The sequence below is a fragment of the Arthrobacter gandavensis genome (assembly GCF_039528575.1).
GTDB classification, from domain to species: Bacteria; Actinomycetota; Actinomycetes; order Actinomycetales; family Micrococcaceae; genus Arthrobacter_B; species Arthrobacter_B citreus_B.
The window spans coordinates 943,851-960,941 of the sequence record NZ_BAAALV010000002.1 but is presented as its reverse complement, the minus strand read 5'-3'; the positions used below and the strand labels follow the sequence as shown (position 1 = coordinate 960,941).

The following is a 17,091-nucleotide window of genomic DNA, read 5'->3' as shown; positions in this document are numbered from 1 at the left end:
CCCAATCCGGGAGCGCCGCCGTCGTTGTCTTGTTTCCGCTTGGCTCAGGGAGCCAGCTCGACGTCCTCCGCTGCAGGTCCGTCAGTATCCGGATCCTCCAGGGCCGATCCGCCAACGGCTTCTCCCTGCCAGGTGAGCAGCTCCCAGGCATGGCCGTGGGCTTCGGGACGCGGCCTTGATTCAAGCACCACGATTCCCGTATTGCTCAGCGTGTTGTGGACAATGAAGTCCGGCCCCACATTGCGGGCGCGTGCGGTGGCCCAGGCCCGGATGATCGCGCCATGGCTGAAGATGACCGGGGTCTGCTGCCCGGTGCGCTGGAGTTCGGACACCACCTCGTCGAAGCGGCCCAATGTCTCTGCGCCGTCTGGTCCCCCGGGCATCGTGACGGACAAGTCGCCCTGAACCCACGCGTAGACGGTGCGCAGGTAAGCCTGGATGGATTCGCTGTCCCCCCGCATCTCCAAGTTGCCGGCGGAGATTTCCCGCAGGCCGTCCCGGACCTCGATCGGCTGGGCCAGCGCATCAGCAAGCGGTGTGGCGGTGAGCTGCGTGCGCACCAGGTTCGAGGCATAGACGCCGCTGATCTGTTCATGCCCCAGGGCCTGCGGCAGCGCTGCGGCCTGCGCAATCCCAAGTTCGGTCAGCCCGGGCCCGGGGGCTCCGGTGTCCAGCAGCCGTTCAATGTTCGACGGCGTCTGGCCGTGGCGGACGAGGATCAGCCGCATGTGTGCTCGCTCTCTGTGTTGGTGCCGCTGCGCTTAGGAACCGAGCGGACGGCCTGCCATGTTTTCCAGGCGCCGGATCCGGTCGGCCATTGGCGGGTGGGTGGCCAGCAGGCCGCGCACGCCGTTGCGGAACGGGTTGGCAATCATCAGGTGGGAGGTGTTGACCAGTTTCTGGTCCGTGTTGGGCAGCGGAGCCTGCTGGGTTCCGGTTTCCAGCTTCCGCAGGGCCGAAGCCAGCGCCAGCGGATCATCGGTCAGGGTTGCGCCGTCTTCATCGGCGTCGTACTCCCGGGTTCGTCCAATGGCCATCTGGATCAGGGAAGCGGCCAGCGGGGCTAGGACCGCCATGGCGATCATGGCCAGCGGGTTCTGGTTGCGGCGGTCGCCGCCGAAGAACAGCAGGAACTGGCCGAGCGAGGTGATGACGCCGGCAATCGCGGCGGCAACCGAGGAGGTGAGGATGTCCCGGTTGTAGACATGCATCAGTTCATGGCCCAGCACCCCGCGCAGCTCACGTTCGTTCAGCAGCGCCAGGATCCCCTGGGTGCAGCACACCGCAGCGTTCTGCGGGTTGCGGCCCGTGGCGAACGCGTTCGGCGCCATGGTGGGCGAGACGTAGAGCCGGGGCATCGGCTGGTTGGCCTTGGCCGAGAGTTCACGGACGATCCGGTACATTTCCGGGGCCTGCGCCTCCGTGACGGGGACCGCGTGCATGGCGCGAATGGCCAGCTTGTCGCTGTTCCAGTAGCTGTAGGCGGTGGTGGCGAGCCCGATAAACAGGAAAATCCAGATGAACGAGGAACTGCCCGTGCCGCTGGCCAGCAGGCCGCCGATACCCAGCAGCACAGCGAAGAGCACCCCGAACAGGGCTGCTGTCTTCAAACCGTTGAAATGTCGGTGCACGTGTACACGATCCTTCCTGGGCGGAAGGCCCCGCCCTCCCATCAGGAGCGCAGGTCCAAAACCTTCCGCGGTACTTTTCCTAAGCGTTAACGTATCTGCCCGCTGTGCTGTTCCATGGCCGGCCGGGGCCGGATTGGGTGTTTAGGGCGTCGGATGGCGGGCGTCGTAACGGGCGAACCCGGGCTGGAGGCGGGACAGGACCAGGACGGCGGCGGCGCAGGCCAGCCCGCCCGCCACTGCGGCCCAGCCCTCGCCCAGGAAGGACGCGTCGACGCCGGCCACCAGGTCACCAAGCCGCGGACCGCCGGCGACCACCACCACGAACACGCCCTGCAGCCTGCCGCGCATCGCGTCCGGCGTCGCCGCCTGGAGGATCGTGGAACGGAAGACGCCGCTGATCGAGTCCGCGATGCCGGCTGCTCCCATGGCCAGCGCGGCCGGAAGGAGCCACGGCGAGACGCCGCCGCCGTCGTGCTCCCCTGCCAGCACCACCACCACTCCAAAGGCCGAGACGGAAAGCCCCCAGGCGACCACCGACCACATCACGGCCAGTCCCTGCCGGCGCACCAGGCCCAGCGGGCCGGAGAACAGTCCGGCCAGGAAGGAACCGGCGGCAGTGGCCGCCAGCAGTATGCCAACCGTTTCGGCTCCGCCGCCGAGCATCAGCGCCCCGACGGCGGGCAGCAGCGCACGCGGCTGGGCCAGCACCATGGCGGCAAGGTCAACGATGAACGTCATACGGATGTTGGGCCGCGTGCCCAGGAAAGTGAATCCCTCCAGGACGGATTTCAGGCCGGCCTTCTGGACCTCTCCGATGGGCGGCATGGGGTCCAGCCGGTAGAGCGCCCACATGGCTGCGGTGAAGGTGACGACGTCGATCGTGTAGGTCCAGCCGTAGCCCACCTGCCCTACCAGCACCCCGGCCAGCAGCGGACCCGCTGCCATCGCGATGCCGAAGGTGATCATGCTCAGTGCGTTGGCGGCGGGGAGCAGTTCAGGACGTACCAGGCGGGGAATGATGGCGCTGCGTGCCGGGTGGTTCAGTCCGCCGGCTCCGGCGTTGACGGCCACCAGGGCGAACAGCAGCCACACGCTCTCAAGGCCCAGCCAGGCCTGAACGGCAATGCCGATGGTGGTCAGCCAGAGAATGGCAGCGGAGAACAGGGCTACTTTCCGGCGGTCATATGCGTCCACCACCGAACCGCCGTAGAGTCCGGCCAGGACCAGCGGCACCAGCCCCACCACACCCAGCATGCCCACGTAGAGGCTGGACTGCGTCAGCTCGTAGACCTCCAGGCTCACGGCAACAAGTGTCAGCTGCGTGCCGACGGCTGAGAGCGCGGTTCCGGTCCAGAGCCGGCGGAAATCCCGGCTTTCACGCAGCGGGGCGAGGTCAGCTAGCAGTCTGGGCACCAGAGCAGTCTAGGCGAGCACCGTCGGTGCACCCCGGCGCCTTACGCCGTGCGTCCGGGCAAAACGTCCCCTGCGGAGGCAAAGCATGCTTACCATATTCCTCCGGGCCTTTCGCCCGGGACGTCCGCACTGTCCACCAGGAGGATCCATGCTGACCCGCAACGTTGCCGACGGCATCCACTTGATTGAGCACGCCTACACCAATGCCTACCTGGTGGAGGGCGACGGCGAGGTGCTGATCGTGGACACCGGGCTCCCCGCCTCGCAGCATGCGATCTCCTCGGCTGTCCGGTCGCTCGGATACGGGCCGGGCTCCGTCAGCGCGATCGTGCTGACACACGGGCACTTTGACCATGTGGGCACCGCCGCGAAACTGCGCACGGAATTCCGCGCACCGGTCCTGGCCCACCCGGCCGACCACTACATTGCTGCACACCCCTACCGCTACGGCCATGAACGGGCCCGCTTCCAGTACCCGCTGCGTTTCCCGGCGTCCCTGCGCCAGCTAGGTGCCATGACGATGGCCGGCGCACTGCTGGTCAGAGGCGTGGCTGACGTACTGGACCTGGATACGGCAGCTGCCGCGGCACTGCCCGGCGCACCGGTGACGATACCGACCCCGGGACACACTGCCGGCCATACTGCCCTGCATTTCCCGGACCGCGGAGCGCTGATTGCCGGGGACGCCCTTGTGACCCTGAATCCGTATACCGGAGGCCGGGGACCGCAGATTGTTTCCGGGGCAGCGACGGCGGACAGCGCCGCGGCATTGTCCTCGCTGGAGGCACTCGCGGAGACCGGAGCAGCCACGGTGCTCACCGGGCATGGGGACCCGTGGACCTCCGGCATCCAGTCAGCCGTCGAGCAGGCGCTCGCACAGGGAGCAAGCTAGCGCAGGCGCTCGCACAGGGAGCAAGCTAGGCCAGGCGCTCGCGCAGGGAGCAAGCTAGGCCAGGCGCTCGCGCAGGGAGCCAGCTAGGCCAGGCGCTCGCGCAGGGAGCCGGCTAGCCTTCTTCGGTCTCCAGTTCACGTACTACCAGCCGGTGCAGCTCCGGATCGCCCAGCGGGCGGAAATGTCCCATTGATTCCAGCTGCAGGTTGCGGGCGCCGTCGAGCCTGCTGCCGCCGGGTATGTGCGGGTCGAAAGCCGCGTAGATCGAGGTGATCCGGGCGTTTGCTTCCAGGCTGGCCTGCAGTCCGCGCAGCAGCTCGTTGCGCGGGGAGAACGCGCGGATGGACGGAACCAGGAAGTAGCGGGCGTACGGGGAGCCGGAGAACGGTGTGTTCACGGCGATCATGCGGCGGATACGGTAGCCCTGGGCTTGCAGCAGGACCCGCTTGCCGATCAGCCCTCCCTTGCTGTGCGCAACAATCACCGCGCCCTGAAGGTCCGCAGCAACCAGGTATTCCTCCACCCGCCGCGCCATTTCATCGATCCTGCCCCGGTTGTAGCCCAGAGTCTTCACGGTATGGACCGGGTGCCCCCGGGCAGCGAGCGCCTCGGCGAGCGGACGGAGCAGCCGCCAGTCCTCGTAGACCCCTGGAATCAGCACCACCGGCTCCCGATGTCCGGCGTCGGGGCCAGGGTGCAGGTAGCCGGAGGGATCTTCGCGGCACAGCAGACCCTGGACCTGCCAGCGGGCCACATAGGCATAGTCTGCCGCCCACGCGGCGGCAAGCCGAAGCCGGTGCTTCACTGCGCGAACGGCGTCCGGCCGGGACGCCGAGCCGGTCAATGCACGGCCTTTTGGAGTTTGCGCACCCACTCAGCGGTCTGCTCCGGGCGGTTCCACATCAGCACGTGGGGAGCAGCGGGTATCTCGCCGAGCCCGACGCCGTCCCTGGCTTCTTCAAGCCGCAGCAGCCAGGAGCGGGGAACGATCGGATCCCTGCTGCCGCTGACCACCGCCACCGGGCAGTGCGTGAGCGCCAGCCGCGCTTCCATCCGGTGGTCCAGCATGCTGCGGAGGGTGCCGAGGTACCAGCGCGGGCCCGTGCGCAGATAGTCGGTGAAGACGATCCGGTTCACGGCGAGGGTTTCGTGCAGGGTGTCCTGGGCTAGCCGGAATGCCTGGGCGGCAGCATTCCGCTCGGCCCGGTTCACGGTAGGGGCAAGGAGCAGCATCGAAGCGACCAGCCCGGGATCCGCGAGCGCGGCTTCCACCACCACCTGGCATCCCATGGAGTGGCCGGCCAGCAGGGCATCTTCAATACCGGCCTGGCGCAGGGCTCCGGTAACGGCCGCTCCGTAACCGGCCATGGTGAGGCCTGTCTGCGGCCGCTCCATCCCGGCATGGCCGGGCAGCTCCACCAGATGCACGTTGTGGTCCCGGGAGAGTTCGTGCGCCAGGGGCTCGAAGTAGCGCGAGGAAGCGCCGATTCCGTGAACCAGCACCACGTCCGGACCCGGTGTGCCGGATGAACGCAGCCCTACCTCTGCGTCACCCGTGCGCAGTCGGCGCATCTGGGGCCGGGCAGCTGTTGCGGACACTTCGCCTCCTGGTTCGCGGCTGCACTCACGGCCGCACCACCACCCTAAGCCGCAACAGTTAGGCGGACCTTATTATGAATACTTCAAAATAAGCGCTACTGTAGTTCCATGACTTCCACAGCAGCCTCCGCGGCAGCCACTGACAAGTGGTCAGCGCAGCTGCGTGCACACGGACGCCGGGTCACCAAGCAGCGCCTGGCCGTGCTGGACGCCGTCGACCATTCACCCCACGCAGGTGCGGATGAAGTCGCAGCTATTGTGCGGACCACCCTTCCGGACATCAGCCTCCAGTCTGTTTATGTAGTCCTCAACGACCTCACGGAAACGGGGATGCTGCGGCGGATCGAGCCGCCCCACTCCCCTGCCCTTTATGAGACGCGCGTTGATGACAACCACCACCACGCGATGTGTTCCGGCTGCGGCCGCATCGAGGACGTTGACTGCGCCGTCGGACACGCGCCGTGCCTGACCCCCAGCAACACCCACGGCATGACCATCCAGATTGCGGATGTGCTCTACCAGGGCCTCTGCGCCGACTGCGCAGCGAAGCCGGACACCGCCGGCAAGACTTCCTGACCCCATCGACTTACCACTCCACCCCAAAGAAGAAAGAGAGAGAATGTCGAACTTCACCACCACCCAGACCGGCACTCCGGTTGCCAGCGACGCACACTCGCTGTCCCACGGAGCTGACGGCGCGGTTGTCCTCCACGACCGTTACCTGGTTGAGAAGCTGGCCCAGTTCAACCGGGAGCGCATCCCGGAGCGCATCGTGCACGCCAAGGGCGGCGGCGCGTTCGGCGAATTCACCGTCACCGAAGACGTTTCCAAGTACACGCGTGCCGCTGTTTTCCAGCCCGGCACCACCACCGAAACCATCCAGCGGTTCTCCTCTGTTGCCGGTGAAATGGGCTCGCCCGACACCTGGCGCGACGTCCGCGGTTTCGCACTGCGTTTCTACACCTCCGAAGGCAACTACGACATCGTCGGAAACAACACCCCGGTGTTCTTCATCCGCGACGGCATCAAGTTCCCGGACTTCATCCACTCGCAGAAGCGCCTCCCGGGTTCCGGCCTGCGTGACGCCGACATGCAGTGGGACTTCTGGACCCAGTCCCCCGAGTCCGCCCACCAGGTCACGTACCTGATGGGCGACCGCGGCATCCCGCGCTCCTGGCGTGAAATGCCCGGCTTCGGCTCGCACACCTACCAGTGGATCAACGCTGCCGGTGAGCGCTTCTGGGTGAAGTACCACTTCACCTCGAACCAGGGCAACCACGAGATCACCGGTGCAGAAGCAGAGCGCATCGCCGGCGCGGACGCCGACTACTACCGCCGCGACCTCTACGAGAACATCGCTGCCGGCAACTTCCCGTCCTGGGACCTGCACGTCCAGGTCATGCCGTACGACGACGCCAAGAACTACCGGTTCAACCCGTTCGACCTGACCAAGGTCTGGCCGCACGCCGACTACCCGCTGATCAAGGTGGGTACCCACACCCTGAACCGCAACCCGGAGAACTTCTTCGCCCAGATCGAGCAGGTGGCACTCTCCCCCGCCAACCTGGTTCCGGGCATTGCAGCCTCCCCGGACAAGATGCTGATGGCCCGCATCTTCTCCTACCCGGATGCGCAGCGCTACCGCGTTGGCACCAACTACAACCAGCTCCCGGTCAACGCACCGAAGGCTCCGGTTAACAACTACTCCCAGGACGGCTACGGCCGTTTCGCCTTCAACTCCCCGGAGACCCCGGTCTACGCCCCGAACACCTTGGGCGGCCCTGTGGCGGATCCGGCACTCGCCGGCGAAGGCACATGGGAGAACGACGGCGCCCTGGTGCGTTCCGCGGCGACCCTGCACTCCGAGGACAGCGACTTCGGCCAGGCCGGCACGCTGTACCGCGAGGTGTTCGACGACGCCGCCAAGGCCCGTTTCCTGGAGACCATCACCGGTGCAGTCTCCGGTGTGCAGCGCCCGCACATCCGCGAAGCTGCAATCCAGTACTGGACCAACGTTGACGCCGACCTCGGCGCCAAGCTGCGTGCCAACCTCGCCACCGGCGAGACCACGGCCAACGAGCAGGCTGAGTTCGTCGGCGTTGCTGACTAATCAGCGTCCCTTCCGCTAACGAAAGCGGCCGGTCCCTTCGGGGGCCGGCCGCTTTCGTCTTCCCCGACTCCGGCTCCACACATCGAGATGACAGAAACTGCCCGTATCAGCGCTGTAACGGGCAGTTTCTGCTATCTCGATGGATGGGGGGCGGGGGATTAGCGGGAGGGCCAATACCAGATCAGCAGCATCGTCACGAGGAAACCGGTCAGGAAGTTCAGCTTCAGGAACCGTTTCCAGCCGGCGTTGGCTTCCTCCGACCGTTCGTCCGTGATCCCCAGGAACGGCACCAGGTTCAGCAGATACGGCACTACCAGCAATGAACCCAGCAGCGCGGGCCACGGGGTGAACAGCATCAGCGCCCCGGCCGCGGCGTAGGCACCGAAGGCCAGCCGCACTACAGCCTTGCCGCCCAGCACTGTGGCAATGGAAGACAGCCCGCCTTCCCGGTCCGGAATGATGTCCTGCACCGCTCCGAAGGCCTGGCTTGCCATCCCCCACAGGAAGAAGGCGCCCAGCACGGCCCACAGTCCGGGCGTGAACTGGGCACCTGCCAGCACGAGTCCGTACACGGCGGGGGACACGAAGTGTGTGCTGGAGGTAAGTGAGTCGAGGAAGGGACGTTCCTTGAAGCGCAGGCCGGGGGCGCTGTAAGCGATAACCGCGAAGACGCTGACGGCCAGCACCAGCCAGGACAGCGGGGATCCCATCAGCGCAAGCACGGCCAGGAACGGCACGTTGGTGGCCACCGCCGCCCACAGGGTGATCCGGTGGAACCGCCGGTCCAGCAGGGCTCCCTCCACGCCGCCCTTGCGGGGATTGCGCAGGTCGGATTCGTAGTCGAAGACGTCATTGATGCCGTACATCGCCAGGTTGTACGGGATCAGGAAGTACAGCGTGCCGATCACCCATGCGGCGTCGATGCCGCCGGTGGTCAGCAGGTACGCGGCGGCAAAGGGGTATGCAGTGTTGACCCAGGAAAGCGGCCGGGAGGAGAGCAGCAGCATCCGCAGGGTGCCGGGCGTACGGGTGGCGGGGGCGCTCATTGGTTCTCCTCGGAAAGGGCAGGCGCTCGTGGGGACAGCAGTTCCCAGAGCGCTGGAAGTGCAAGGACGGCCGCCAGCGGATAGGCAAAGTCCTCCAGCGGGGCCAGGCCAAGGAACGCGCCGGAGATGCGGTCGGGGTTGTAGCCGAACAGGTCCACGGCGATCATCAGGTTGTCGAAGACTGCGGTGAGCGCCAGCAGCACCGCTGCGGTTCCGGCCAGCCGCAGGACAAAGGGCCGGTTGCGGATGCCTGAACGACGCCGGCGCAGCAGTGCCGCGGCCAGCACCAGGGCCGCGGGGAGAAGGAAACAGAGGTTAAGCAGCCAGTAGGTCACCGCTTGACCGCCGTCCGGGACCGGGCGGAACCAAAGTGGGCCGCGGCCACTTTCAGCAGCCCGAACAGCACCATGGTCAGGTAGCAGAGGAACGCCAGGAAGAAGGCTTCCTCCAGCGGCAGGTGCGGCGCCAGTTCAACGCCGAGCATGAACTCGGTTTCGCCCCGGTAAAAGATGTCCAGGCCAATGCCAAAGAGGTCCCAGACCAGGAAAAACACCAGCCCCGCAGCCAGGACAGCCGCGGCACGCCACGGTGCGCCGGAGAAAAAGAACAGCTTGAAACGGTGGTCCAGCAGCATCATGCAGCCGATGGATGCCAGCAGGAACAGCAGGTACAAGGCACCCATCAGCGGGTCTTCTCCCCTGCCCGGGGCGGTTCGGGCAGGGCTCCGGTGCTGGTGTCTCCGCGCAGGCGCTTGAGCACCAGTTCCGCGCTGATAAGGCACATCGGCAGTCCGATGCCCGGCAGGGTGGATCCACCGGCGTAGAGCAGGCCGTCCACCTTGCGGCTGGCATTGGTTCCGCGCAGGAAGGCACTTTGCTTCAGCACATGTGCCGGGCCCAGCAGCGTTCCCCGCCAGGAGTTGAAGTCCGCGCTGAAGTCCCCCGGGCCCACCGTGCGGCGCACGGTAATCCGCTCGGCCAGGTCCGGGATGCCCGCCCAGGCTGCGATCTGCCCGATCACGGTGTCCGCCATCGCTTCGAGCCGCGGATCGCCTGCGCCGTCGACCCCTCCGATCCCCAGCGCCGGGTCCGACGGGACCGGAACCAGCACGAAAAGGTTCTCGTGTCCTGCCGGGGCAGCATCGTCATCCGTGGCGGATGGCCTGCAGATATACAGGGATGCCGGATCCGGAACTGAAGTGTGCCTGCCGAAGATCTTCTCGAAGTTCGCTTTCCAGTCCTTCGTGAAGAGCAGGGTGTGGTGCGCCAGCTCCGGCAGTTCGCCGCGAACTCCCAGGTGCAGGAGGATGCCGCCGGGGCCGGGGATCCGGGATTCCCAGTACTTCGGCGGGTAGGTCTGCAGCTGGGCGGGCAGCAGCCGGGTTTCCGTGTGGTGCAGGTCCGCCGCGGAAACCACCAGGTCGGCGTCGAGCGCTGCGGGCATGCCAGCGGCGTCGCGGTATTCAACCCCGGTGGCCCGGGCCTTGCCTTTACCCGCAGGTTCGGTCCGAATCCCGGTGACGTTGGCTTCCAGCTGGATCTTCACGCCTTCGGACTCGGCCAGCGAAGCGATCACCGTGATCAGCCGGTGGAAGCCGCCGCGCGGATAGAGGACCCCGTCCTGCAGGTCCAGCCGGCTCATCAGGTGGTACATGCTCGGCGTCGTGAACGGTGATGACCCCAGGAACACTGCCGGATAGCCCAGGATCTGCCGGATCCTCGGGTCGGTGAACCGCTTCGCCACGAAGGAGCTCAGCGGCTGCAGCAGCAGCTTCGCCAGCCGCGGTCCGCGGGAGAGCACATCCGGGCGCAGCAGCGGCAGGAAGGAAGCGAAGGTGCTGTACAGGAAACGCTTCTTGGCCATGTCGTAGACCTCGGCCGCGGAATCCAGGTATTTCTCCAGCCGGGCACCGGCTCCGGGTTCCAGGGTCTCGAACAATTCAACGTTCTTCGCCCGGGTGGCCTGCACATCCACCGGGGCGTCTTCGTCCTCAAAGTACACGCGGTATCCGGGGTCCAGCTGCACCAGCTCCAGCTGTTCCTCTGCGCTGGTGCCAAGCATGCGGAAGAAGTGGTCGAACACCTCCGGCATCAGGTACCAGGAGGGCCCGGTGTCGAAGCGGAAGCCGTCCGCTTCCCAGTTGCCGGTGCGCCCGCCGAGAGTGCCGTTCTTTTCCAGGACCGTGACTTCCAGCCCCTCACGGGCCAGCAGGGCTGCAGTGGCGAGGCCGGTGATTCCCCCGCCAATAACGACGGCGGTACGGGGACTGTGGTTGGAATTTCCGGAGGTCATGGCGCCCTTTCGGCGTCGGGGGTGGAGAGGGCCGGCCCGGACACGCGGCGCAGCCGATGGCGGTAGAGCGCGTCGGCCGCGATCCGCAGCTTGACGGGATTCGGCACCCGGATCCGCGTGGTGCGCAGCCGGGATGCCGGGGTCCGGCGCAGCCTGCGGGCCAGCTCCGCGAACAGTTCCTGGGCCAGGGCGACGGCGGGACGGCAGTTCCTGGGCAGCTCGGCGATGGCTGCGCCGGAGACGAGGAGGTCCGCTTCAATGTCATCAAGCAGCCGGTGCTTGTCGGCCTCGGTGAAGGCATCCACGGTGATGCCCGGGAAGTAGCTGCGGCCCAGGGCCTCGAAATCCTCCGCCAGGTCGCGGAGGAAGTTCACTTTCTGGAAGGCGGAGCCCAGCCGCTGGGCTCCTTCGCGCAGCCGCTTTTCCTGGTCTGCGGGAACAGTCCGCCCGTCCAGGAAGCACTGAAGGCACATCAGGCCGATCACTTCGGCGGAACCGTAGACGTAGTCCTCGAAGCTGGCCTGGGTGTGTTCGGCCCGGGTCAGGTCCGCACGCATTGAACGGAAGAAGGGACCGGTGAGGTCCGTGCCGATTCCGGTGCGGCGGGCGGTCAGCGCGAAGGCATGCACCACCAGGTTCACGCTGTAGCCGGTGCGCAGGGCGTTCGCCGTTTCGGCTTCCAGCTCGTCAAGCATGCGCCGAATCTCGGCAGGGGGAATCTCCGCTGCCGCGGCCACCCCGTCCACGATCTCGTCCGCCAGCCGGACCAGGGCATAGATGGTTTCGATCTGCTGCCTGGTCCGCGGAGCCAGCAGCCGCGAAGCCAGGCCGAAGGACGTCGAGTAGGCGCGGATCATGACTGCCGCCGTCTGTACGGCAGCCTGGTTGTAGAGCGGAAGCCCCGTTACCTGTCCCACGGCTACCGGCCCCGGTTCACGGAGGAAGATACGACGTCGTCCAGCACCGCCGCGAGTCCCGCGGGCACCTCGGCGCATTCCAGGTGCCTTCGGGCACTTGCGGCGTAATCGGCAGCGAGCTCCTGGGCGTACTGCCGGGCGCCGCAGTCCACCAGGATGCGCCGGGCGCGGTCGGCGTCCGCCGGATCCATGTCCGGGCGGCCGATGATGCCGGAGAGTTCCGGCCAGCAGCGGGTCTGTGCTGCGTAGGCGATCAGCACGGTGCGCTTGCCTTCGCGGAGGTCGCCCATACTGGACTTGCCGGTGGCGCTTTCGTTGCCGAAAACACCCAGCAGGTCATCCACCAGCTGGTAGGCAATGCCGATGTCCCGGCCAAACCGGCCAAGCGCCGAGGCAACCTCGGTGCCGGCTCCGGCCAGAACTGCTCCGGCGCGAAGCGGGGCTTCGAAGGAGTAGACGGCAGTCTTCAGCCGTTCCATGTCCAGGATCTCGGCAAGCGGCGGCGAGCCGGCTGCGAAGGAAAAGTCGACGTCGATCAGTTCCCCTCCGGCGGAAGCGAAGACAGCTTCGTCGAGGATCCCGGCGAGGATTTCGCGGGTCAGCGGATCTGTTGAGACTGAATCCAGCATCCGAAAAGCGCCGGTCAGGGCGAGGTCGCCGGCGATGATGCCGACGGACAAGCCGCGGTGCCGGGCTACGTCGGCAGGTTCACCGGCCGTTTCAGCCATCCTGCGGTAGACCCCGGAGACGTTGTCCTGCCCGCGGCGGACGAAGTCCAGGTCAATCACGTCGTCGTGGACAATCAGCGCCGTGTGCAGCAGTTCGAACGCTGCTCCTACCCGGGCGGCGGCTTCAAGATCGGTTCCACCCAGCTGCGCGTAGGCCGTCATCACGATCTGCGGACGGAGCCGCTTGCCGCCGACCGTGGATTTTTCGAGCGTCTCCCAGAGGCTAAGGTAGCTGGGACTGATCCGCTCGGCGCGCTCCTTGGCCGCGGTGAAGAACCCGTCCAGGACACGGTCCACCTGCTGATGGCCAATTCTCTCGTCAGGCAAGTGTTCTGTCTCCATGCATAAAGTAAACACGCTGAACGTTAGGGGAAGAAATGCCGCAACGCCGGGAAGAAGTCATTCTGGTCGATAATGGGGGCCAAATGATAGGTACCGCGGACAAGATGACCGTGCATACCCGGGATACGCCCCTGCATCTGGCTTTCTCCACGCACGTCTACCATCCGGACGGACGCATTCTCGTGACGCGCCGGGCCCTTTCCAAGCTGACCTGGCCCGGTGTTTGGACCAACTCCTTCTGTGGCCACCCCGGCCCCGGTGAGGCCACCGAGGCTGCCGTGGTGCGCCGGGCTGAACGTGAGCTTGGACTGAAGCTGCGCAGCATCGAAGCTGCCCTCCCGGACTTCCGCTACCGGGCGGTGGACGCCTCCGGCATCGTGGAGAACGAAATCTGTCCCGTGTACCGCGCAGTGGCAGAAGCCGACCCGGTCCCGGCCGCGGATGAAGTCATGGACTGGACCTGGGCGGATCCTGCTTCGCTGGTTGAGTCCGTGCGCCTGACACCGTGGGCTTTCAGCCCCTGGCTGGTGCTGCAGCTTCCCCTGCTTTACCCCGAAAACGCCTGATCCATCTCTCCCACGGCGGCTCGGCCCGCCAGTGCACCGCGAGGGTGTGGAAGGCCCGGCGGAACCGGCGGACCAGGTTCTGCCAGCCGATAACCGCCCGCGGCGCCATGCCCACCACCAGTGTCCGGTCCCAGGCGCAGCGGTAGTCCAGGCCCAGGTGTGCGCTGAGGCAGACGTCGTCGTGCTGTTCCGGGTCCTCCCGGTGGACGGCCGGTCCCACCTCCCGCCAGGTGGCTGTGCGCAGCGCCATGTTGGACCCGAAGAGGGGGCGGTGGGCCAGCGCCAGGGTCATCGCCTGATAGTAGGAACCGAGGTAGATCCCCGAGAGGATCCGCCCTGGCCAGGGAGCAAAACCATAGAACCGGCCCGGCCCGCTGACCGCTGCGAGCTGTGGATCTGCGGCGAAATGTTCAGCTAACTGCTTAATCCAGTCCGGAGGCAGGACGCAGTCGGCATCGCATCTGGCAATGATTTCCGATTCCGCCGCGTCGTAGCCGGCCGCGGCGGCAGCCGGGATGCCCGGCCGTGCTTCAAAGACCACCCGGGCACCGAACTGGCGGGCCACCTCGGCGCTGTTGTCGGTGCTGTTGTTGTCCACCACCACGATTTCAGCCGGCTGCACGCTCTGTGCGGTGAGCGAGGCCAAGCATGCGCGCAGGGCTTCGGCGTCATCCAGGCACGGAATAACGACGCTGACGGTTGGAAGGGCAGGGGCTGGCATGCCAGTGATCCTACGTGCAATTCCGAGCCGTCCGCCGGTCACGGCGTCTGGGCGGCCCTGACCCTGCTCCGCTACCGTGAGTACATGATCGATGCCCTCCTGCGCCGTCCGGCCTCTGCTGCCGAGGTGGCTTCGGACGGCATCCGCCTTCTGGGTGCGGTGAGCCTGCTCGTGGCCCTGCTGTGGCACGGCCCGGTTGAGGCAGCCTTGTTTGCACTGGTGCTGCTGGGACTTTTGGTGTCCCGCTGCCTGCCTGCAGCCCCGCTGTTTTCTTCCCTCTACGGCCTCACCCTGCTGCTGGCCGCCTGGAGCAGCGTGATGGACCTGTACGCGCGGATCTCCTGGTGGGACCTGGCAGTTCACTTCGCTGCCACGGGCACCATCGCCGTCATGGCCTGGTACCTGCTGGCTGCCTACGGTGCGGTGACCGCCTGGCAGGGTTCCGGCCGTCCGGTGCCCGGTATAGCGGTTCCCGCCGTGGTGACCTCACTGGGACTGGCACTGAGCGTGCTGTGGGAGTTCGGCGAGTGGTGGGGGCACAACTACGTGGATGCCACCATCAACGTCGGCTACAGGGACACCATTGGAGACCTCGCTGCAGGCGGACTCGGCTCGCTGCTCTCCGGCATCCTGCTGGCGCGCCTGGTCCGGCGGAACCCGCCCGCAGCCGCAGGCAGTGCCGCCGCTCCGCTCCAGCGCCGTCTTCAGGGCTGAGCCCCGAAGAAGCCCCGCGTTAACGCAGGAAGGGCCCCTCAGCACTGCAGCTGAGGGGCCCTTCCGTGATCCGCTACTTGCTGGAGTAACGCGAGTGTTCCTCGTGGGCCCGGGCTACTTCGGCCCGGATATCCTCGATGTCCTTGACCTTGTCCCGGTACTTCTTGTCCATCTGCAGGATCTGCTTCTCTTCGTCGCAGAGCGCCCGGTAGATACGCTCCCGCTCAGCGTCATCCGAGGTGTAGGAGAGGTCCAGGTAGGCGTTGGCGTGGCGGCGGGCGTTGTTCACGGCAGTCTGGGCCTTGCCTGCCGGGCTGATAAGCGAGGCAATGACGGTGACAACCAGGACGCCGACGATCACGCTCAGCGACAGACCGGTGCTGACCTCGATGACTTCCACATGCTCACCGTTGTTGATGAACGGGAGCGTGTTCTCATGCAGGGCGTGCAGCACAAGCTTCACGCCGATGAAGGCGAGGATGGCTGCCAGTCCGTAGGAGAGGTAGATCAGGCGGTCCAGCAGGCCGTCGATCAGGAAGTAGAGCTGGCGCAGGCCCATCAGCGAGAACGCCGTGGCAGTGAAGACAATGAAGGTGTTCTGCGTCAGGCCGAAGATTGCCGGGATGGAGTCCAGGGCGAAGAGGATGTCAGTTCCGCCGATTGCCACCATGACCAGCAGCATCGGGGTGAGGACCTTCTTGCCGTTCTCGACGGTCATCAGCTTGTCGCCGTCGTAGTGGTCCGTGGTGGGCAGCACGCGCTTGGCGATCCGGATGATGAAGTTGTTCGCTTCATCCTTCTCGCTGTCCTCGGGCTTGAGCAGGTTGCCTGCAGTGATCAGCAGGATCAGGCCGAACAGGTAGAAAACCCAGGAGAAGGAGTTGATCAGCGCCGCGCCAAGGAAGATGAACCCGGTACGGGCAATCAGCGCGAAGACAATGCCGAAGAGCAGGACCTTCTGCTGGTCCTCACGCGGCACCCGGAAGGAGGCCATGATGATCAGGAAGACAAACAGGTTGTCCACCGACAGGGCCTTCTCCGTGATGTAGCCGGCGAAGTACTCGCCGCCCATGGTGACTCCGCCAAAGACCAGCACCAGGACACCGAAGATGATGGCCAGGCCCACGTAGATGGAGGACCAGACGGCCGCTTCCTTCAACGTTGGAATATGGGCCTTGCGGATGTGGAAGAAGTAGTCGAAGGCCAGCAGGCCGAGGATGACGACGATCGTCACGCCCCAGATCAGGGGGGAAACAGTCATGGTGTCTCTGCTTTCGTAGGGTACGCCAAGGGACCGCAAGTCTCTCCGGCAGCCTGTGGCTGCCCGCTGGCCCCGGCCGGGCGTCGGTGCCCTACGTGTTGACGAGGTTCAGCGTGGGTGGATACTCCCCTACGAACCGTCCACTCTACCTGATCCGCGCTGCGGGCTCCGACGGACACGGCCTACTCCTGGGGTCCGTTAGGTGCCCTGCCCTGCAGCAGGTCCAGATCTTCCGGGGTATCGATGTCCCGCCCGTCACCTTCGGGCCCGCATTCCACCAGGTCCACCAGGCCTGGATGGGCGGCGAGGAAAGAGCGGGCACCGGAATCACCCATGGCCCCTGCGGCGGCCGCCCGGGCCAGCTGGGGTGCGAACAGGACAGGATGGCCCCGCATCAGATTCCCGCCGGGGAGGCGGTAGGCGGCGCAGGAGACCCGGGCCGGAGCCGCACGCGCAATCAGCCGAGCCACCATTGAAGCACTCACTCCGGGCTGATCGGCCAGGGCCACCAGCACCGGATCCCGCGGGGCCAGCGCCATGGCCTCCGCGATGCCTGCCCTGAAGCTTGATCCCATTCCGGTCTCCCAGTCCGGATTGATCACAACGTGCATTCCGGCCAGGTTGGCTTCCGTGTGCACCCGCGCGTACCCGGCGCCGAGGATGACGACGACGCGTGCGCAGCCGCCGGACCGCAGCTCCGCCGCAAGGTGTTCCACCAGGGGGCGTCCGTGAAAGGGCAGCAGGGCTTTCGGACCGCGGCCCAGCCGGATCCCTGCCCCCGCTGCCAGAAGAACCGCACTGACCATGCATGGAACAAAAGCACACCAGCGGCCTTAACCACAACCGCCGCACCCGAATC

At 66.3% G+C, this 17,091-nt stretch carries 19 protein-coding genes; 5 read left to right on the top strand and 14 right to left on the bottom strand.

All coding sequences use genetic code 11. The features are described from left to right. Positions 1-44: 44 nt before the first annotated feature. From ABFX29_RS07760 to ABFX29_RS07750, 3 genes are all read right to left on the bottom strand, one after another. On the bottom strand, positions 45-728 hold the full coding sequence (locus ABFX29_RS07760) for a histidine phosphatase family protein (RefSeq protein ID WP_152226345.1): 684 nt from the start codon (positions 726-728) through the stop codon (positions 45-47). 33 nt (positions 729-761) lie between these two features. Further along, the gene (gene htpX, locus ABFX29_RS07755; RefSeq protein ID WP_152226343.1) at positions 762-1,631 is read right to left on the bottom strand and encodes a zinc metalloprotease HtpX; all 870 of its coding nucleotides are present in this window, start codon (positions 1,629-1,631) and stop codon (positions 762-764) included. A 141-nt stretch (positions 1,632-1,772) separates the two neighbouring features. Continuing rightward, on the bottom strand, positions 1,773-3,044 hold the full coding sequence (locus ABFX29_RS07750) for an MFS transporter (protein WP_152226341.1): 1,272 nt from the start codon (positions 3,042-3,044) through the stop codon (positions 1,773-1,775). A 148-nt stretch (positions 3,045-3,192) separates the two neighbouring features. Between ABFX29_RS07750 and ABFX29_RS07745 the strand changes: the two genes are divergently transcribed. Beyond that, positions 3,193-3,936, top strand: a complete 744-nt coding sequence (locus tag ABFX29_RS07745; RefSeq protein WP_152226339.1) for an MBL fold metallo-hydrolase — start codon at positions 3,193-3,195, stop codon at positions 3,934-3,936. Between the two features lie 112 nt (positions 3,937-4,048). Here the strand turns inward: ABFX29_RS07745 and ABFX29_RS07740 are convergent, their stop codons facing one another. Continuing rightward, a complete protein-coding gene (locus tag ABFX29_RS07740) occupies positions 4,049-4,780 on the bottom strand; it encodes an esterase/lipase family protein (protein ID WP_246167261.1) in 732 nt (243 codons plus the stop codon). Continuing rightward, complete coding sequence (locus ABFX29_RS07735; RefSeq protein WP_152226337.1) at positions 4,777-5,535, bottom strand: alpha/beta fold hydrolase; 759 nt, start codon at positions 5,533-5,535, stop codon at positions 4,777-4,779. Before ABFX29_RS07735 ends, ABFX29_RS07740 begins: the two co-directional genes overlap by 4 nt. A 108-nt stretch (positions 5,536-5,643) precedes the next feature. On the opposite strand from ABFX29_RS07735, the gene ABFX29_RS07730 reads away from it, so the two are divergent. Next, the gene (locus ABFX29_RS07730) at positions 5,644-6,111 is read left to right on the top strand and encodes a Fur family transcriptional regulator (RefSeq protein WP_152226335.1); all 468 of its coding nucleotides are present in this window, start codon (positions 5,644-5,646) and stop codon (positions 6,109-6,111) included. A gap of 43 nt (positions 6,112-6,154) precedes the next feature. Further along, positions 6,155-7,645 (top strand): catalase, encoded by a 1,491-nt coding sequence (locus tag ABFX29_RS07725; protein ID WP_152226333.1) that lies wholly within the window; start codon positions 6,155-6,157, stop codon positions 7,643-7,645. Positions 7,646-7,803: 158 nt separating this feature from the next. Here ABFX29_RS07725 and ABFX29_RS07720 read toward each other — a convergent pair whose 3' ends face one another. From ABFX29_RS07720 to ABFX29_RS07695, 6 genes are read right to left on the bottom strand one after another with little or no spacing between them, the layout of a single operon-like run. Beyond that, positions 7,804-8,691, bottom strand: a complete 888-nt coding sequence (locus ABFX29_RS07720) for a prenyltransferase (RefSeq protein WP_152226331.1) — start codon at positions 8,689-8,691, stop codon at positions 7,804-7,806. Next, positions 8,688-9,026, bottom strand: coding sequence for a lycopene cyclase domain-containing protein (locus tag ABFX29_RS07715; RefSeq protein WP_152226329.1), 339 nt, complete (start codon positions 9,024-9,026; stop codon positions 8,688-8,690). The genes ABFX29_RS07720 and ABFX29_RS07715 overlap by 4 nt, the downstream gene beginning before the upstream one ends. After that, positions 9,023-9,373 carry a lycopene cyclase domain-containing protein gene (locus tag ABFX29_RS07710; protein ID WP_152226328.1) on the bottom strand — a complete coding sequence of 117 codons (351 nt, stop codon included), beginning with the start codon at positions 9,371-9,373 and terminating at the stop codon, positions 9,023-9,025. The genes ABFX29_RS07715 and ABFX29_RS07710 overlap by 4 nt, the downstream gene beginning before the upstream one ends. Then, entirely contained in the window at positions 9,373-10,983 is a 1,611-nt protein-coding gene (gene crtI, locus ABFX29_RS07705) for a phytoene desaturase family protein (RefSeq protein ID WP_152226326.1), read from the bottom strand. Before crtI ends, ABFX29_RS07710 begins: the two co-directional genes overlap by 1 nt. Continuing rightward, entirely contained in the window at positions 10,980-11,900 is a 921-nt protein-coding gene (locus ABFX29_RS07700) for a phytoene/squalene synthase family protein (protein ID WP_246167259.1), read from the bottom strand. The genes crtI and ABFX29_RS07700 overlap by 4 nt, the downstream gene beginning before the upstream one ends. 2 nt (positions 11,901-11,902) lie before the next feature. Beyond that, positions 11,903-12,955 (bottom strand): polyprenyl synthetase family protein, encoded by a 1,053-nt coding sequence (locus tag ABFX29_RS07695; protein ID WP_346038482.1) that lies wholly within the window; start codon positions 12,953-12,955, stop codon positions 11,903-11,905. 50 nt (positions 12,956-13,005) lie between these two features. Between ABFX29_RS07695 and idi the strand changes: the two genes are divergently transcribed. Further along, positions 13,006-13,536, top strand: a complete 531-nt coding sequence (gene idi / locus ABFX29_RS07690; protein WP_152226322.1) for an isopentenyl-diphosphate Delta-isomerase — start codon at positions 13,006-13,008, stop codon at positions 13,534-13,536. On the opposite strand, the gene ABFX29_RS07685 is transcribed toward idi, so the two are convergent. Further along, positions 13,484-14,257 (bottom strand): glycosyltransferase family 2 protein, encoded by a 774-nt coding sequence (locus ABFX29_RS07685; RefSeq protein WP_152226320.1) that lies wholly within the window; start codon positions 14,255-14,257, stop codon positions 13,484-13,486. The genes idi and ABFX29_RS07685 overlap by 53 nt on opposite strands. Positions 14,258-14,341: 84 nt before the next feature. Here ABFX29_RS07685 and ABFX29_RS07680 point away from each other — a divergent pair, with 84 nt between their 5' ends. Further along, the gene (locus tag ABFX29_RS07680; protein ID WP_152226318.1) at positions 14,342-14,971 is read left to right on the top strand and encodes a DUF2238 domain-containing protein; all 630 of its coding nucleotides are present in this window, start codon (positions 14,342-14,344) and stop codon (positions 14,969-14,971) included. 73 nt (positions 14,972-15,044) lie between these two features. Here the strand turns inward: ABFX29_RS07680 and ABFX29_RS07675 are convergent, their stop codons facing one another. Both ABFX29_RS07675 and ABFX29_RS07670 read right to left on the bottom strand, forming a co-directional pair. Further along, complete coding sequence (locus ABFX29_RS07675; protein ID WP_152226315.1) at positions 15,045-16,232, bottom strand: TerC family protein; 1,188 nt, start codon at positions 16,230-16,232, stop codon at positions 15,045-15,047. A gap of 182 nt (positions 16,233-16,414) precedes the next feature. Next, positions 16,415-17,038 (bottom strand): nucleotidyltransferase family protein, encoded by a 624-nt coding sequence (locus tag ABFX29_RS07670; protein ID WP_152226313.1) that lies wholly within the window; start codon positions 17,036-17,038, stop codon positions 16,415-16,417. Positions 17,039-17,091 lie beyond the last annotated feature (53 nt).

What these genes read in the sequence shown, in the direction of transcription:
- ABFX29_RS07760 (WP_152226345.1), bottom strand. Translation starts at nt 728, where the DNA reads ATGCGGCTGATCCTCGTCCGCCACGGCCAGACGCCGTCGAACATTGAA.
- ABFX29_RS07745 (WP_152226339.1), top strand. Translation starts at nt 3,193, where the DNA reads ATGCTGACCCGCAACGTTGCCGACGGCATCCACTTGATTGAGCACGCC.
- ABFX29_RS07730 (WP_152226335.1), top strand. Translation starts at nt 5,644, where the DNA reads ATGACTTCCACAGCAGCCTCCGCGGCAGCCACTGACAAGTGGTCAGCG.
- ABFX29_RS07725 (WP_152226333.1), top strand. Translation starts at nt 6,155, where the DNA reads ATGTCGAACTTCACCACCACCCAGACCGGCACTCCGGTTGCCAGCGAC.
- ABFX29_RS07720 (WP_152226331.1), bottom strand. Translation starts at nt 8,691, where the DNA reads ATGAGCGCCCCCGCCACCCGTACGCCCGGCACCCTGCGGATGCTGCTG.
- ABFX29_RS07710 (WP_152226328.1), bottom strand. Translation starts at nt 9,373, where the DNA reads ATGGGTGCCTTGTACCTGCTGTTCCTGCTGGCATCCATCGGCTGCATG.
- crtI (WP_152226326.1), bottom strand. Translation starts at nt 10,983, where the DNA reads ATGACCTCCGGAAATTCCAACCACAGTCCCCGTACCGCCGTCGTTATT.
- idi (WP_152226322.1), top strand. Translation starts at nt 13,006, where the DNA reads ATGCCGCAACGCCGGGAAGAAGTCATTCTGGTCGATAATGGGGGCCAA.
- ABFX29_RS07685 (WP_152226320.1), bottom strand. Translation starts at nt 14,257, where the DNA reads ATGCCAGCCCCTGCCCTTCCAACCGTCAGCGTCGTTATTCCGTGCCTG.
- ABFX29_RS07680 (WP_152226318.1), top strand. Translation starts at nt 14,342, where the DNA reads ATGATCGATGCCCTCCTGCGCCGTCCGGCCTCTGCTGCCGAGGTGGCT.
- ABFX29_RS07675 (WP_152226315.1), bottom strand. Translation starts at nt 16,232, where the DNA reads ATGACTGTTTCCCCCCTGATCTGGGGCGTGACGATCGTCGTCATCCTC.
- ABFX29_RS07670 (WP_152226313.1), bottom strand. Translation starts at nt 17,038, where the DNA reads ATGGTCAGTGCGGTTCTTCTGGCAGCGGGGGCAGGGATCCGGCTGGGC.